Annotated in this window: 14 protein-coding genes and 1 tRNA gene; 13 read left to right on the forward strand and 2 right to left on the reverse strand. The window is 68.5% G+C overall.

Translation table 11 applies throughout. The annotated features are described in order from the left end of the window. The first annotated feature begins 136 nt into the window (after positions 1-136). Both C8E96_RS10375 and C8E96_RS10380 read left to right on the forward strand, forming a co-directional pair. Positions 137-212: transfer RNA gene (locus tag C8E96_RS10375), tRNA-Thr, on the forward strand. A 319-nt stretch (positions 213-531) separates the two neighbouring features. Then, entirely contained in the window at positions 532-1,536 is a 1,005-nt protein-coding gene (locus C8E96_RS10380) for an NAD(P)/FAD-dependent oxidoreductase (RefSeq protein ID WP_228770074.1), read from the forward strand. Positions 1,537-1,713: 177 nt separating this feature from the next. Here C8E96_RS10380 and C8E96_RS10385 read toward each other — a convergent pair whose 3' ends face one another. Next, positions 1,714-2,319, reverse strand: a complete 606-nt coding sequence (locus C8E96_RS10385; RefSeq protein WP_091379707.1) for a class F sortase — start codon at positions 2,317-2,319, stop codon at positions 1,714-1,716. 8 nt (positions 2,320-2,327) lie between these two features. Beyond that, complete coding sequence (locus tag C8E96_RS10390; RefSeq protein ID WP_133794333.1) at positions 2,328-3,176, reverse strand: hypothetical protein; 849 nt, start codon at positions 3,174-3,176, stop codon at positions 2,328-2,330. Between the two features lie 225 nt (positions 3,177-3,401). Between C8E96_RS10390 and C8E96_RS10395 the strand changes: the two genes are divergently transcribed. The 11 genes from C8E96_RS10395 to C8E96_RS10445 all read left to right on the forward strand — a co-directional run bounded on the left by C8E96_RS10395 (position 3,402) and on the right by C8E96_RS10445 (position 16,530). Beyond that, a complete protein-coding gene (locus tag C8E96_RS10395; protein WP_091379700.1) occupies positions 3,402-5,333 on the forward strand; it encodes a galactose-binding domain-containing protein in 1,932 nt (643 codons plus the stop codon). Between the two features lie 272 nt (positions 5,334-5,605). Further along, positions 5,606-6,283 carry a hypothetical protein gene (locus C8E96_RS10400; protein ID WP_133794335.1) on the forward strand — a complete coding sequence of 226 codons (678 nt, stop codon included), beginning with the start codon at positions 5,606-5,608 and terminating at the stop codon, positions 6,281-6,283. Between the two features lie 64 nt (positions 6,284-6,347). Further along, a complete protein-coding gene (locus C8E96_RS10405; protein ID WP_091380519.1) occupies positions 6,348-7,136 on the forward strand; it encodes a PIG-L family deacetylase in 789 nt (262 codons plus the stop codon). An 80-nt stretch (positions 7,137-7,216) separates the two neighbouring features. Then, the gene (locus C8E96_RS10410) at positions 7,217-7,984 is read left to right on the forward strand and encodes an Abi-alpha family protein (protein ID WP_228770073.1); all 768 of its coding nucleotides are present in this window, start codon (positions 7,217-7,219) and stop codon (positions 7,982-7,984) included. Further along, complete coding sequence (locus C8E96_RS10415) at positions 7,981-9,216, forward strand: DUF445 domain-containing protein (protein WP_091379694.1); 1,236 nt, start codon at positions 7,981-7,983, stop codon at positions 9,214-9,216. Before C8E96_RS10410 ends, C8E96_RS10415 begins: the two co-directional genes overlap by 4 nt. 46 nt (positions 9,217-9,262) lie before the next feature. After that, entirely contained in the window at positions 9,263-10,291 is a 1,029-nt protein-coding gene (gene mgrA / locus C8E96_RS10420) for an L-glyceraldehyde 3-phosphate reductase (RefSeq protein ID WP_091379691.1), read from the forward strand. Between the two features lie 140 nt (positions 10,292-10,431). Next, positions 10,432-10,941: a diaminobutyrate acetyltransferase gene (ectA, locus tag C8E96_RS10425; RefSeq protein ID WP_091379688.1), complete on the forward strand. Its 510-nt coding sequence runs from the start codon at positions 10,432-10,434 to the stop codon at positions 10,939-10,941. Positions 10,942-10,952: 11 nt separating this feature from the next. Continuing rightward, entirely contained in the window at positions 10,953-12,197 is a 1,245-nt protein-coding gene (gene ectB, locus C8E96_RS10430) for a diaminobutyrate--2-oxoglutarate transaminase (protein WP_407642672.1), read from the forward strand. Next, entirely contained in the window at positions 12,194-12,595 is a 402-nt protein-coding gene (locus C8E96_RS10435) for an ectoine synthase (protein ID WP_091379684.1), read from the forward strand. The genes ectB and C8E96_RS10435 overlap by 4 nt, the downstream gene beginning before the upstream one ends. Continuing rightward, positions 12,592-13,464 carry an ectoine hydroxylase gene (gene thpD, locus C8E96_RS10440; RefSeq protein ID WP_091379681.1) on the forward strand — a complete coding sequence of 291 codons (873 nt, stop codon included), beginning with the start codon at positions 12,592-12,594 and terminating at the stop codon, positions 13,462-13,464. The genes C8E96_RS10435 and thpD overlap by 4 nt, the downstream gene beginning before the upstream one ends. A gap of 294 nt (positions 13,465-13,758) precedes the next feature. Beyond that, positions 13,759-16,530: an AfsR/SARP family transcriptional regulator gene (locus C8E96_RS10445; protein WP_091379678.1), complete on the forward strand. Its 2,772-nt coding sequence runs from the start codon at positions 13,759-13,761 to the stop codon at positions 16,528-16,530. Positions 16,531-16,552: the final 22 nt, after the last annotated feature.

Consider the following 16,552-nt stretch of genomic DNA (forward strand, 5'->3'; position numbering starts at 1 on the left):
GCCCGCGTGAATCTCACGCTCCGACCACCTCCACGTGTCTCCACTCGACGGTTACCGATCAAGGCCCACTCCGCAACCGGGTGGCGTGTCGGCTTAGGATTAGGCGGACACCTCGGGGTTCCGTGCGGGGTGTCGTGCCGGTGTAGCTCAATTGGCAGAGCACTCGCCTTGTAAGCGAAAGGTTAGGGGTTCAAGTCCCCTCACCGGCTCCACGCGCTATCAGCGGAAACAGGGGCCTCAAGATCCTTTCGTCAGTCCGATGACTGCGCGAATGACTGCGGGATCGGCCGCTCTGGCCTTCATCGAGCCAATGCAGACATGCCGTAGAGCCGAAACTCGCCATCCCCCAGCCCTCGGGCACATGAACTGGAAGTTCTAACGCGACAACCCGGACGGTGGTCCAAATCGTCAGTCTCGGCATTCGCTGTATCGCCGACTATCCCCGATGAGTTGCGTCCGCCGGCCAATACTCGGTGCCGCGACGACGCCTTGACCTGCTAGAACACCGGCATGGCGGATAGGAGCATTGTCGTGGTCGGCGCCGGCATCGTTGGGGCGTCGCTGGCGTACCACCTGACCGGGCATGGCCTGCCGGTCACGTTGATTGATGCGGGTCTGCCCGGTTCAGGCGCCACACGGGCTTCCTTTGCCTGGATTGGGCGACCGGTCAGCAGCGACTTGCCCTCGGCGCCCCTGCGCTACCTCGCGCTGGACGAATACCGACGACTGGAAGCGGAGCTTCCCGGGCTGGCGATCCGCTGGTCGGGTTCCCTGAGCTGGGACGGCTTCGACGACACCCCGGGGCCGAGGACGGACGACGTCGAGGCACTGGAGCCGCACCTGCTCGAACCCCCGGCCGTGGCTACCCACCGCCCTGAGGATGCGGCGTTCGACCCGGTCGCGACGACCGATCTCCTGGCTGCCGCCGCGCGCGATCGGGGCGCGCGGCTGATGACGGGGACGCTGGCGACCGCCCTCGAGCACCGGGCAGGCATGGTAACCGGCGTGCGGACGACCGCTGGAGTCGTTCCCGCTGCGACCGTCGTCTTGGCTGCCGGTACCGGCAATGTTGCCCTCTGCGCCGGGATCGGCGTCACCCTGCCCGTCGAGCCGTCACCCGCCGTTCTCGTCCGGTTGCGCGCGGCGCCCGGCCTGGTGAGGACGATCGTCGCGACGCCGTCGCTGGAGGTCCGGCAACTCGACGACGGCACGGTTCTGGCTCCTACGGTGTACAGAGGTGAAACAGACCAGGCTGCGCTGCTCGCAACCGCCAGGCGCGTCCGCGACCGGTTCGCCGCCTCCTTCACCGGAGCAGGCGGCACGGAGGTCATCTCAGCCGAGATCGGCTGGCGACCGATGCCCACCGACGGCGAACCGGTCATCGGTCCACCGGTCGGCACCCAGGGTCTGTACGTCGCCGTGATGCACTCGGCGATTACCCTGGCCGCCGCCGTCGGCCGACTTGCCGCTGCTGAGATCCTCACCGCTCGACCGGCGCGCGAACTCGCCGGTTGCAGACCAGCCCGGTTCCGCTGATCCCTCCGCTCAACGGACCTCATGGACGAAGGAGTCCCGCAGCGGGGAAGAGGCCACTCGCCGCAATGGGCTCCCGGTTGCGTTTCCTTCCGTAATTGTCGTTGCCTCTGGTGGCAGATCATCTACCGGCGGGCCAGTTATCTCGGGCGCGGGCCTTGGTATTACAGCCTCGCGACGCTACGCGGCGAGGTTCGCGTAGATGATGATGTTGTCCTGGTAGCTGTGGGCGGCCTTGTCGAAGGCGCCGCCGCAGGTGATCAGGCGTAGTTCCGGTTCCGTGCTGTCGCCATAGACCGCGTCCTGTGGGAATTGGTCTTTAGGGACCTGTTCCTTGCGCGTGGTGAGGAAACGGAGGGTTTTGCCGTCTTTGCGGTCGATCAGGATTTCGTCGCCGACCGTCAGTTCGTTCAGGCGGTTGAAGATGCCGGGCTGCTTGTTGCCGTCGACATGCCCGAGCACGATGGCCGGGCCGGGGTCGCCGGGGACCTGGCTGAACTTGTACCAAGCGGCCTGCATCGGCTGGTCCACCGGCGGCACCTCGATGTTGCGTGCCTTGTTCAGCCCGGCTTCGACCAGGGTCGACTCCGCCTTGATCTTCGGGATCCGGACGTGCGTCGGCTTCGGCCTGCCGTCCGGCGCGGCCGAGGCAGGCGGCACCGAAGCCGAAACAGAAGTCGAAGTGGAAGTCGGTGGCGCGGCGGCGGGTTCGGATCCGCAGCCGGTGAGCAGCAGGGCGGCCGCGAGTGCGGCCGCCCCGATGCCACCTTGGAAGGTGTGTCGCACGCTCAGCCTCAGACGAACTGCCCGGCGGTGGCCCCGCCGCCGGTTTCGATGCGGCCCTTCGGGCGGATGACCGTCTTGCGGCGGACATCGTCGGCCTTCGGCGGCGTCGCCTGCACGGCGGGGTCGGCCAGGACCTTGAACGACGTCGTCAGCTTCTCGTCGCCGCAGGTGGCGGTGACGGAGTGGGTGCCGGGGGTGGCGTCGGACTTCACGTTGCCGCCGATGCCCCAGGCCTGGTCCTCGCGGAACAGGGTGGACGTGTCGAACGTGATGGCGTCGGAGTGGAAGTTGCCCGCCTCTCCTTCACCGCAGAACACGCCGACGGCGATGAACTCGCCGCGGCGGGCTTCATCGGCCGAGACGAAGATCAGGCTCGGCTCCGGCTCCGGCTCGGGGTCCGGCTGCGGGTTGATCTTGGGCTCGGCGATGGCGATCGCCTCGTCGGCGACTCCAGCCGCCGTCCGAGCCCGCTCCAGGGCCTGGAGCGCCTTGATCCGCACTTCGTGAGTCTCCGCCCCGGCGTTGTCCAGGAACGCGTTGATGGCGGTGTTGAGCTTGGCCGCGTCGGCCTTCACCTTCAGCGCCGCGTCCTTGGCCGCGGTGGCCTCGGCGGGCGTCTTCGCCGCCACGGCCGCGTCCTTGGCAGCCTTCGCCGCGGCGGCGATCGCGATGCTGGCGTCCTCGAACTCCTTCGCGGCCTTCTCGCCCGGCGTCGGCTCCACCTGAGTGGTGCCCTCTTGCGCGGTTCCCGCGGGCGCGACCGGCGCGGCGACAGCGATCGCGGCGGGCGTGGCCAGCAGGGCGACGGTGAGCCCGATCAGGGCAGCACTGCGCACGACACTCAAAGATCTCTTCACAGTCAATCCCCAGTTCATTCCCCAGAGACGCCATTGGCGCCGCTTTACCCGACCAAATTAACACCGTTGCCGGATTACGCTTTCGCCGAGCGGATGTGAGCAGCGCGACTGTAACGGCGGGGGCCGAAGTGGAGATGTCAGCGACTTGATCCCGCGAATGGCCGATGTTTCGGGGCCGATCATGGGTTACAACGGGCATCCCTGCGAATTTCATGGAGTACGCCCATGCGACGAGTACGCCGCACGATCACCCCTGCCCTGCTGGCCGCCGTGCTCGGCGCGGCCGTCAGCACCGCGACCGCCCATGCCGCCGACAGCAACGTCGCCCTGAACAAGTCGGCCATCGGGTCGGCCGCCTGCGCGAGCACCGAGGGGCCTGCCAAGGCGGTCAACGGAAGCGTGTCCGGTGGCAACGCCGACAAGTTCTGCACCAACGCGAGCGGCAAGTGGTTGCAGGTCGACCTCGGGGCGTCCCAATCCGTGTCGGGCTTCGCCGTGAAACACGCGGGCAGCGGTGGCGAATCGGCCACCTACAACACAAAGGCGTTCTCCATCCAGCTTTCCGCGGACGGCAGCACCTGGTCTACGCCGGTGACCGTCACGAACAACACCGCCGCCGCCACGACCCACCCCATCACCGCCGCGAGCGCCCGCTACGCGAAGCTCGTGATCACCACGCCGACGCAGAACACCGACACCGCCGCGCGGATCTACGAATTCGAGGTGCTCGGGTCCACGCCAACGAGCGGCAACCTCGCGCTGAACAAGGCGGCGACCGGCTCTACCGCCTGCGCGACAACCGAAGGACCAGCGAAAGCCGTCAACGGCACGGTTTCCGGTGGTAACGCGGACAAGTTCTGCACCAACGCGAGCAGCAAGTGGTTGCAGGTCGATCTAGGCGCCACGCACGCGGTGTCGAACTTCGTGGTGAAGCACGCGGGCGCCGGTGGGGAATCCGCCGGCTTCAACACAAAGGCGTTCTCGATCCAGCTCTCCGGGGACGGCAGCACCTGGTCCACGCCGGTCTCCGTCACCAACAACACCGCCGACACCACCACCCACCCGATCACCGCCGCGAGCGCCCGCTACGCGAAGCTCGTGATCACCACGCCCACCCAGAACACCGACACGGCTGCGCGGATCTACGAATTCGAGGTCTACACCGGAGCCGCACCGCCTGCTCCTACCGTGGTCCCGGTCTTTGACCGCATCCCGCAGTTCGGCATCTACGTGAGCACCGAGCCGAACTACACCCCGCCCGCCGGCGTCCTCATGTGGAACCGCGGCACCGAGTACGCGAAGAAGCTCACCGCGGAGGAGCAGGGCAAGCTCGGCACCGACGTCGCCCTCCGCCTGACCTACCACGCCCAGTGCGACAACTACGACCGCTTCGGCTCGATCTTCTACATCAGCATGCCCAAGGGCCAGGTGCCGACCGCGACCACGCCGCGGGTGACGCTGCAGGACTTCATCACCCCGTTCAGCGACTACTGGCAGGGCACCAAGGCCACCCGCGTCTACCCGGACGCGCCCATGGCCGCCTACGCGGGCGCCCTGTCCGACCCGAACCGCGACGTCTACCTCGGCATCAGCGGCGGCTCGAACCCGTACGCGCAGGACGCCTGCTCGAACCGCCCGGTCGACGCCGCGTTCAAGGCCGTCGGGTTCACCTACTCGCTCGCGCTGGTGTCGACCCCGTCGACGGTGGCGGGCGACCGGGACGTAACCAGCGCCCTGTCGCGCTTCGAGATCAAGACCAACACCCACACCACCCAGTCCATGTCGAACACGGCCGCGACCGGCAAGGGCACGCTCGCGGTGAGCATCGCGGGCTACGGCGCCGCGTCGGGCGGCGAGGAGTACTCCAAAACCACCGTCACCCTCACCGCGCTGGGCAGGCAGGTCGGCCAGTTCTCCACCGGCGTGGACTGCGCCCAGTACGAGCAGTACAGCCCCGACGGCAACCCCGGCATCTTCCGCAACAACCTCACCACCAACCCCCGCAGCTGGTGCCCGGGCGCGCTGGTCGAGACCCGGTTCTTCGACCTGGGCGACATCTCCGACCAACAGGTGGCGGTGACCATCGGCATCAACCGCCCGGTCCCGTTCGTCGGCGACTCGAACTACCGGACCAGCGTGAGCCTGATCGAGCGGTGACATAGGGAACGGCCCCGGAGCTGGGGGTCCGCCGGGGCCGTTCTCCCACTGCATCGCCGGGCGCCGGAGATCGTTTCAGGTGGACCGGAGAAACTTTTTGACGTCCACATCGGACAGTATGTGACCTGCGGCGAATCGAGGATGACCTGCTGAAGCCCGACGCCACCGGATTGACCTCGCCCGCGGAGGCGCACGCTTCCTTCGTGGCATCTGAGGTTCGGTATTGTGCCTGAGCGAGGTTCGCCATCCGATCGAGACGTGGGGTGTCGTTTGTGGCTGCCGTTTTCATTCTTCTAGGCGCTGTGATCGGGGCGGCGGTCGGTGTCGTAGGAAATTGGGTGGCAAAGCCGGCTTGGAAAGAACGAACGAAAGTTCTTGTTCTTGTCGTACTTGTCGCGGCGGGAGCATTGGTCGCAGTTGTCGCTGATGCCGTGGGCGGCGCGTCCGACCACCTCGCAACACCAAGCCAGGCCGACGCTCAGACGCCCAGCCAGGCGCCGACGACGCCTTCGGCGCCCGTCACCACCACGACCGCCGCGACTTCACCTCCCGCACCCAGTTGGGTCGTCCTACATCCATTCGACGATTTCGAGATGGATTCCAAGAGTTGCAGTGATGGTGACGCCGGCTCCTTCAACATCGACGAGTTCGCACCCAATTATCAGCTGGGAACGTTGGAATTCGACGACTGCGGGGACGCCGTCCTCGGCCTTACTCTCGGCCGCAAAGGTAAGTATCTGAACAAGGCGCCGACGACGCAGCCGAGTCCTGAGGACTGTGAGAGTGAGGCCAAGCGCAGTTCGCGGAGCAAGTTCCCGGTGGAGGACATCGTGGCCGGACAGTCAGCCTTCTGCGTGGTGTCGGCCAAGGGCAACGTCGCCTGGATTCTCGTCGCGTCGAAAGCCTCGAAGGTTCTCGGGCTCAAGGTGATCGTGTGGTCCCGCAACTGATCACGGTCGGGGTGACCCTGTGCGTGCCGACGAACTGTCGGACAGATCGATTACCTTCGATGTCATGGCTACATTGGTGTCGTTCCACGCCCACCCGGACGATGAGTGCATCTCCTGCGGTGGGGTCATGCGCAAGGCCGCCGACGAAGGCCACCGGGTCGTTCTCGTAGTGGCGACCCGGGGCGAGTTAGGCGAGGTCCCCGACGGTTTTCTCAGTGAAGGCGAATCCCTCTGGCAGCGGCGGGTCGAGGAGACTCACGCCGCCGCCGAGATCCTAGGCGTGTCCCGCGTCGAGTTCCTCGGCTACCACGACTCCGGGATGATGGGCGAGCCCAGCAACGACGCGGAGGGCTCGTTCTGGACCGCCTCGGTCGAGGAGGCCGCCGACCGGCTGGCCAAGATCCTCGTCGAGGAGAACGCCGACATCCTCACCATCTACGACGACTTCGGCGGCTACGGCCACCCCGACCACATCCAGGTCCACCGGGTCGGCAAGCGCGCCGCCGAGCTGGCGGGCACCCCCAAGGTCTACGAGGCGACGATCAACGCCGACCTGATCCGCCGCGGCCGCGAGGAGGCGGAGGCCCGGGGGGAGACGGGCTTCGGGCCGCCCGCGGACATGAAGATCGGCAAGCCCGAATCGGAGATCACCGCCGCCGTCGACGTCTCGGCGTACCTGGTGACCAAGCGGGCCGCGATGCGCGCGCACGCCAGCCAGATCAGCGAGGAGTCGTTCTTCCTCGCCATGCCGGATGACGCCTTCCTGGGCGCGTTCGGCGTCGAGTGGTTCATCCGCGAGGGCCAGGGCCCGGGCATCACGGAGAAGGACCTGTTCGCTGACCTGACCGGGTGACTTCGGCGACAACCTGAGTGACCTGCGCTTTCTTCGCTCGTTGTGGTACACCAGAGATCCCAATGAGCCTGGAGGCCGCCATGGACGACGATCGGCGCGCGCTTGCCTCCGCCAACGGGTCCGACCCGACCGCCGAGATGGTCGACCGGGCGGGTCGGGCCCTCGGGTGGCTCTATCGCAGCGGGTGGCAGGTCGCACGGCGGCTGCCGGGCGGCGAGGTGGCCGAGCGGCAGGTGCAGAAGGTCGAGGAAGCGATCGTGGCCGAGGTGCGCAAGCACCTGGAGCCGCTGCCCGACCCGGAGCCCCGGCAGATCGAGGCGGCCAGGGTCCGGGAGCCGATGCGGCTGGCGATGGCGCAGCTGCTGGAGCGGTCGGTCACCGACAGCAAGGACGCCGCCCGCGACCACTACTTCGAGTCCGTCCTGCGCCAGCTGCTGCCCGACGAGGCGCGGATCGTCTCCGCGCTGTCCGACGGCACGGTCTTCCCGCTGATGCACCTCGCCGCGCGGACCGCGCGCGGCGGGGCGCCGCGGTTCGTGCTGGAGAACGCGTCGACGGTCGGCCGGGTCGCCGGGGTGGTCCAGCCGGGTCTCGTCCCGCTCTACGTCGGCAGGCTGCTGCGGTTCGGGCTCGTCGAGGTCGGTGAGGAGGACCCGACGCTCGGGGTGGCCTACGAGATGCTGCTGACCGACGACCGGGTCCGCGCCGCCGAGGACCGGGCGAAGGCGCAGAGCCGGTTCGGCGCGAAGGCGATCCGGCTGACCCTGCGGATCTCGGAGCTGGGCGCCCAGTTCTGGGCGGTCTGCGACCCGAGTGCCCGCGGCCTGACGCTCGGCGAGCGCCGATGAACGCGATGCTGCAGGACTTCCAGACCAACTGGATGGTCTACGCGTCGATGCCGCTGATCGCCGCCCTGATCGGCTACGTCACCAAGCTCGTCGCCATCCGGATGATGTTCCAGCCGCTGGAGTTCGTCGGCAAGAAGCCATACCTCGGCTGGCAGGGCATCGTGCCGCGGCGGGCCGCCCGGATGGCCAGCATCGCCGTCGACACGATGACCGACCGGCTGATCTCGGCGAGCGAGGTGATGGGCAGGCTTGACCCGGAGCGGGTGGTCAAGGAGATCGAGCAGCCGCTGCTCGCCGGGGTCGAGGAGATCGCCGCCGAGATCGCGCAGGAGTTCCAGCCGGGGCTGTGGGAGAACCTGCCCGAGCAGGTGCGGAGCCGGATCGTGCGGCACATCCAGGCCGAGGCGCCGGGTGTGGTGGCCTCGCTGCTGGAGACGGTCAAGAACGACGTCGACGCCGTGTTCGACCTCAAGGACATGGTCGTCACCAACCTGGTGCGCGACAAGGCGCTGCTCAACCGGATCTTCCAGCACGCGGGCCGCAAGGAGTTCCAGTTCATCGCCCGGTCCGGCATCGTGTTCGGCTTCGTCATCGGCTTCGTGCAGATGTTCGCCTGGGCGGCGCTGAAGAACCCGTGGGTGATGCCGATCTTCGGCGGCCTGACCGGGTGGTTCACCGACTGGCTGGCCCTGAAGATGATCTTCAATCCGAAGAAGCCGACCCGCTACCTCGGGATCTTCGAGTGGCAGGGCCTGTTCCTCAAGCGCCGCAAGGAGGTCGCCGCGGACTACGGCGACCTGATCGCCCGCGAGATCATCACCCCGAAGAACGTCATGGAGGCGGTCCTGCGCGGGCCGCTGTCGGACCGGCTGTTCGCGCTGGTCGCCGCCCAGGTCCGGACCGTGATCGACAAGCAGTCCGGTCCGGCCCGGCCGCTGGTGATGCTGGCCGTGGGCAGCGGGCGCTACCAGGCGATCAAGAACAGCATCGCGGAGAAGGTCATCGCCCGACTGCCGGAGACGATGACCCACATCGAGTCCTACGCCGAGGACGCGATGGACATCCGCAACACGCTGGTCACCAAGATGCAGGAGATGTCGGAGGACGAGTTCGAGGAGCTCATCCGGCCCGCGTTCGAGCAGGACGAGTGGATCCTGATCACCGTCGGCGCCGTCCTCGGCTTCTGCGTGGGAGAACTGCAGGTCATCCTCGTCGAGAACCTCGCCCACTGACCCCGCGGGGGTGCGGGGTGTGGCGCACGCAACTACGGTCGGGCGTATGGCCTATGTCGCGTCGGACGACCGGTATGACCGCATCCCCTACCGGCGGTGCGGTCGCAGCGGGCTGAAACTGCCCACCGTCTCCCTCGGGCTCTGGCACAACTTCGGCGACGACCAGCCGCACGAGATCGGGCGGACGATCCTGCGCCGCGCGTTCGACCTCGGCGTCACCCACTTCGACCTGGCCAACAACTACGGCCCGCCCTACGGCTCGGCGGAGCGCAACTTCGGCCGCGCGCTGGAGCGCGAGTTCGGCGCCTACCGCGACGAGCTGGTGATCTCCACGAAGGCCGGCTACGACATGTGGCCCGGCCCCTACGGCGAGTGGGGGTCGCGCAAGTACCTGCTGTCCTCATTGGACCAGTCGCTCAAGCGCATGGGCCTGGACTACGTCGACATCTTCTACTCCCACCGGTTCGACCCGGACACGCCGCTGGAGGAGACCGTCGGCGCGCTCGCGAGCGCCGTGCAGCAGGGCAAGGCCCTCTACGTCGGCGTCTCGTCCTACTCGCCGACCGCGACCCGGCAGGCGGCCGAGCTGCTGCGCGCCGCCGGGGTGCCGCTGCTCATCCACCAGCCGTCGTACTCGATGCTCAACCGCTGGATCGAGGACGAGCTGCTCGACGCCCTCGGCGACCTGGGTGTGGGCTGCATCGCGTTTTCCCCGCTGGCGCAAGGACTGCTGACCGACAAGTACCTCGACGGCGTCCCGTCGGGCTCGCGCGGCAGCCGGGACTCGTCGCTGCTGCCCGAGATGCTGTCGGAGGACAACCTGCGGCGGGTGCGTGGCCTCAACGAGATCGCCAAGTCCCGTGGGCAGACGCTCGCCCAACTGGCGGTGTCCTGGGTGGTGCGCGACGATCGGGTCACGTCGGCGCTGGTGGGCGCCAGCTCGGTCGAGCAGTTGGAGAGCACCCTGCGGGCGGTCGACGGGCCGCCCTTCACCGACGACGAATTGGCCGAGATCGACCGGTACGCGGTGGATTCCGGCATCGACCTGTGGGAAAGCTCCCGATCATCGGGCTAGTCCGTTAACACGGTGTCAGCGGGCCGCACAACCGTGATGTTGTCCTCCTCACGGGGGTATTCACGAAACCGCTGGTTAACCGGTCGCGCGCCGATCGGCCATCCGGTCTGCCTGAAACGACCCTGTTACGTTGCCTTGGCATGTCGGGAAAACGGGTACGCGAGGAGATCGGCGCACCATCCATAGCGGATGGCGCGGCGATCTGGAGAATCGCGCGTGATTCACGCGCGCTCGACCTCAATTCGTCCTATGCCTATCTGCTGTGGTGCCGGGATTTCGCCCAGACCTCCGCTGTCGCTCGCATCGACGGCCAAGTGGTGGGTTTCGTCATCGGATTCTTGCGGCCGGAGTGCCCGGACACGGTCGTGGTGTGGCAGATCGCCGTCGACGAGTCGCAGCGCGGGTCGGGTCTCGGTGGTCGGCTACTTGATCACCTGATGGCTCGCGTCGCAGCTCAGGGGGTGTGTCGTCTGGAGACGACGATCACCGCGGACAACGCCGCCTCGATCGGCCTGTTCGCCTCGCTGGCGCGGCGCCACCACGCGCGACTGGGGCGCAGCGAGTTGTTCAGCGCGGATCACTTCCCGGATGACCACGAGGCTGAAGACCTTTACCGAATCGACTTTCCGAACGGGGATGGAGAGCAGTGAGCGTTTTCGACATGATCGAGTCCGAGGTTCGGAGCTATTGCCGCAGCTGGCCGGTGACATTCGACCGGGCGACCGGAAGTCGCATCTTCGATGAGAATGGCCAGGGCTACCTCGACTTCTTCGCCGGAGCCGGAGCGCTCAATTACGGGCACAACAACCCGATTCTGAAACAGGCCGTGATCGACTACATCCAGCGCGACGGCGTGACGCACTCGCTGGACATGCAGACCGTCGCCAAGCGGGACTTCCTGGAGACCTTCAGCGAGACGGTGCTCGCTCCCCGCGAGCTCGACTACAAGATCATGTTCCCGGGACCGGCGGGCGCGAACGCCGTCGAGGCGGCGCTGAAGCTGGCCCGCAAGGTCACCGGCCGCGAGTCGATCATCAACTTCACCAACGCCTTCCACGGCATGACGCTGGGCGCGCTGTCGGTCACCGGCAACTCGCTCAAGCGCGGCGGCGCGGGCGTCCCGCTGGTGCACGCCACCCCGATGCCGTTCGACAACTACCTCGACGGCCTCACCCCGGACTTCATGCTGTTCGAACGGCTGCTCAAGGACAGCGGCAGCGGCCTCAACGAGCCCGCCGCGGTCATCGTGGAGACCGTGCAGGGCGAGGGCGGGATCAACGTCGCCAGCGTCGAGTGGCTGCGCAGCCTCTCGGAGCTGTGCCAACGCCAGGGCATCCTGCTGATCGTCGACGACGTGCAGATGGGCTGTGGCCGGACCGGTCCGTTCTTCAGCTTCGAGGCCGCGGGCATCAAACCCGACATCGTCTGCCTGTCGAAGTCCATCGGCGGCTACGGGCTGCCGCTGGGCCTGACCCTGCTGCGTCCCGAACTCGACGTGTGGGAGCCGGGCGAGCACAACGGCACCTTCCGCGGGATCAACCCGGCGTTCGTCGCCTCCACCGAGGCCCTGAAGACCTACTGGACCGACGACACGCTGGAGAAGTCCACGCTGGCCAAGGGCGAGCAGGTCGGCCGCGCGCTGACCGACCTCGCGCTGGCCTACCCCGAGGCCGCCCTCAAGGCCAAGGGCCGCGGCCTGGCCCGCGGCCTGCAGTTCGCCGACGGCGACATCGCGGGCAAGGTCTGCCGCGCCGCGTTCGACCGGGGGCTGCTGATGGAGACCTCCGGCCCCGACGGCGAGGTCGCCAAGATCATGCCGCCGCTCACCGTCACCGACGCCGAGTTGGAGGAAGGCCTGGCGATCGTCGACGACGCCGTCGCCGCGACCCTGGGGGTCCTGCGGTGATCGTCCGCTCGGTGCACGACCTGACCGACACCGAACGCGACGTCAAGACCCCGACCTGGCGCAGCAAGCGGATCATCCTCGCGCAGGAGGGTGTCGGCTTCTCCGTGCACGAGACGACGCTGGAACCGGGGACGGTCAACGACTTCTGGTACGCCAACCACGTCGAGGCCGTGTTCGTCGTCGAGGGCGACGGCGAGCTGCTCGACAAGGAGACCGGCGAGACCCACGTGCTCGCGCCCGGATCGCTCTACCTGCTCGACGGCAACGAGCGTCACCAGCTCCGGCCGAAGACCCGCATGCGCACGGTCTGCGTGTTCAACCCGCCCGTGACCGGCCGCGAGGTGCACGACGAGAACGGCGTGTACCCGCTGCTGACGACCGAAGGAGAAGCGCGGTGACGCTCTCGACCCAGGACCGCTACCGGACCCGCACCCGCGACCGGCTCGAGCCGATCTCCCGGATCGAGCCGACCGTCTGGTCCGGAGTGGACGGACCGATCGACGCGGAGACGCTGGTCGCCCACGACGCGCGCGGCTTCTCGGTGTTCCAGGACCTGCTCGGCCCCTCCGAGGTGCGCGCGTTCCAGGACGAGCTGCGGCGGCTGTCCACTGACGACAAGCTCAAGGCCGACGAGCGCACGATCGTCGAGTCGAAGTCGCAGGAGGTCCGCTCGATCTTCGAGGTGCACAAGATCAGCGACCTGATCGCCGAACTGGTGCGCGACCCCCGGGTGATCGAGCGGGCGCGGCAGATCCTCGGCTCCGAGGTCTACATCCACCAGAGCCGGGTCAACTACATGCCGGGCTTCCGCGGCAAGGGTTTCTACTGGCACTCGGACTTCGAGACCTGGCACGCCGAGGACGGCATGCCGAGCCCGCGCGCGGTGAGCATGTCGATCGCGCTGACCGACAACTTCCCGTTCAACGGCGGCCTGATGGTCATGCCCGGCTCGCAGCGCACGTTCATCCCGTGCGTCGGCGAGACGCCCGACCAGCACTACAAGGCGTCGCTGTCGATGCAGGAGATCGGCGTGCCCAGCGAAGCCGACATCACCACCCTCGCCAACGCGTGCGGCATCGAGCAGTTCACCGGGCCCGCCGGGTCGGCGCTGATGTTCGACTCCAACGTCATGCACGGATCGGGCAGCAACATCACGCCGTTCCCGCGGTCCAACATCTTTGTCGTGTTCAACAGTGTGGAGAACGAAGTGGTGGAGCCGTTCGCCGCGGCTCAGCCGCGGCCGTCCTTCATCGCGGCCAGAAGGTGACCGATCGCTCGCGGTTTGTTAAGTTGTCGCGAACCGCGATGCGGAGATGCTTCGTCGGATGTTGACCAAGAGCCCGCTGTGACCGCACTCGGGGTGCAGTCCGGTGCGCTGTCGGTCAACTTCGATGGAGAGTGCGCCCGGGGTCGTCCGAATCGGGAACGGACGGACCCCGGGCGTACGCCAATCGGCTGACTCTTCGAGTACCCCCTACGTCACCACCCGTTTGCCCATAGGTTGTCCAGCGGTGTGTGAACGCGCCCGTGGGGACGGGCGCGTCAACCGGGGGGTGGCGGGGTGGATTCAAGTGATGACGACGGGCCGCGGTTCTGCGTGCTCGGCCCGGTCGGTGTGGCGGTGGGGGACCAGCTGCACTCCATCGGCGGGCCGGGACTGCGGGGGCTGCTCGCGATCCTGCTCTTGGAACCCAATCAGGTGGTTCCGATCGAGCGGATCGTCGATGTGCTGTGGGACCACGAACCGCCCGTGACGGCCCGCACGATCGTGCAGGGCTATGTGTCCCGCACGCGCAAGTGGCTGTCCACAGTGGACTCGACGACGTCGATCGAGACGACCGGGGCGGGCTACCAGCTGGTGATCGACGAGAGCCGGATCGACGTCTCGATGGCCCGCCGGCTGCTCGCGGGGGCCCGTGGGCGTGAGCCCGAGGTCCGCTCGGAGATGCTCGCCCGGGCACAGGCGCTGTGGCGCGGGCCGGAGCTGTCCGACATCGGCGACCGGGTCCGGGCCCCGGAACTCGCCGAGCTGCGGCTCGCGGTGATCGAGGCCCGCATCGACGCCGACCTCGAACTCGGCAGGCACGACGACGTGATCGGCGAACTAGCCGCGCTGGTCGACACCCATCCGTTCCGGGAGCACCTCGTCGGGCAGCTGGTCCTGGCGCTCTACCGGTCGGGTAGGCGCGCGGGTGCGCTGGAGATCTACCAGCGCTTCGCTCAGCGGGCGGCGGGCGAGCTTGGCCTCGACCCGGGCCCTGGCCTGCGTGAGCTGCACAGCCGGGTGCTGCGCGACGACGCGCGGCTGCTCAAGCCACGGGCGGAGCCAGTGGTCAGCCCGCGGCTCGGGGTGCTGAACCCGGCGCAGCTTCCCGCGCCGCCGTCAGGCTTCGCCGGGCGCGAGTCGGAGCTGGCGTGGCTCGACGGGGTGCGCGGCGCGGGGGTCGCGGTGCTCGCCGGTCCGGCGGGGATCGGGAAGAGTGCCCTGGCGCTGCTGTGGGGCAGCCAGGTCGCGCGGGAGTTCGTCCACGGGCAGTTGTACGTGTCGCTGCGTGGGTTCGACCCCAGGCACCCGCCGCTCGACGCGGCTGACGTGCTCACCCGGTTCCTCCTGTCGCTCGGTGTGGCCGCGGTGGACATCCCGTCCGACGTGGCCGAGCGGGCCGCGCTCTACCGGTCGCTGCTGGCCGACCGCAAGGTCCTCGTGCTGCTCGACGACGCCCGCGACTCCGAGCAGGTCCGGCCGCTGCTGCCGGGGGCCGGACGGTCGTTGGTGCTGGTCACGAGCAGGCGAAGACTCGACGGACTGGTCGCCGACGGCGCGCGGCTGCGGGTCGTGGACACCCTCGCCGCCGACGCCGCCGTGCAGCTGATCGAGCACGCGGCGGGCCCGCCGCTCAACGCGGCCGAACGCGCGCAGCGGGCACGGCTGGCCCGGCTGTGCGGGTTCCTGCCGCTGGCGCTGCGGATCGCGGGCGCACGGCTCGCTGTCAGTCCACAGTGGACTGTCGGTGACCTGGTGGCGGAGCTGTCCGACGAGCGCACCCGGCTGGGCGCCCTCGATGTGGAGGACGCGAACACCAGCGTCCGGGCCGCCCTGGACGTCACGGTCCGCCGTCTCGACGAGCCGCACGCGGCCACCCTGCGGGCGCTGGGCGCGTTTCCGGGGCTGTGGGTGAGCCCGTACGCGGTGGCCGCGCTGTGCGGGACGGATGTGGGGCGGGCGCGGGCCAGGCTGCGGGTGCTCGCCGGGTCGTTCCTGGTCTCGGAACTGGACCGCGACGTCTACGGCATGCACGACCTGGTCCGCCTCTTCGCGCGCGAACTCGCCGGGTCCGGCGTGGAGTCGCTGCGGGCGGTGGCCGGGCACTACCTCTACGCCGCCGACGCGTGCCGCCGACACCTGCGCGCGGTCGACGACGACATCACGCCCGCCGCGGCACCGTGTCCGGACATCCCCGACCGCGAAGCCGCGCTGGACTGGTTCGACCGCGAGTGGCCCAACCTGATCGCGGTCGCCGCGGCCTGCGCCGACGCGGGCCTGCACCGGGAGGTCTGGCAGCTGGCCCGGGTCGCGGGCGACTACCGCCGGGTCCGCTCCCGCCGCGACGACTGGGAATGGCTGCTGGACATGGGTCTCACGTCGGCCCGAGCGTGCGGGGAGGTGCGCGGCCAGGTGCTGCTGCACCTGAGCCGCTGCGTCCTGCTGAGCCGCTTCGGCGCCGAACACGAGACAACGGCCGACGCGGACGCCGCTGTGATGCTCGCTGCGGACCTCGGCGAGCCCAAACTCAGCGCGATGGCGCACAACACGCGGGCCAGCGCCTGGTACGGCCAGAAGCGCTTCGCGGAAGCCCTCGGCGGCTACCAGGAGGCCCTGTCGCTGGCGCGGGTCGCGGGGTACCGGCTGGGGGAGGCGAACCTGCACAACAACATCGCCCAGGTCCACCGGAACCTGGGCGAGCCGCGGGAGGCGCTGCGGCCCCAGCGGACGGCGGTGGAGCTGTACCGGGAGGTCGGGGACCTCGGCTTCATGGGCTTGGCACTGGCGAACCTGGCCGAGCTGGAACACGAACTGGGCCTGCTGACGGAGTCCGCCGCCAACGCACGGGAGGCGGTGGCGTTGGCGGAGGTCAACGGCCTGGAACTCACGGAGGCCTTCGCCCGCGAAGTCCTGGCCCGCACCCTGCGCGACAGCGGCGACATAGCGGGCGCCCGCACCGAACTGGTGATCGCGATCGAACGCTACCGCCAGGCCCAATCCCCAGCCGCCGACGCCGCCCGCGCGGCCTTGGCGTCCCTTCCGCCCAGCGAGGACCCAAGCCGAGCTTGAACCCCGCTGTACCAGCGCAAAC

Origin of the sequence: Actinokineospora alba (genome assembly GCF_004362515.1) — a bacterium.
Lineage (GTDB): Bacteria > Actinomycetota > Actinomycetes > Mycobacteriales > Pseudonocardiaceae > Actinokineospora > Actinokineospora alba.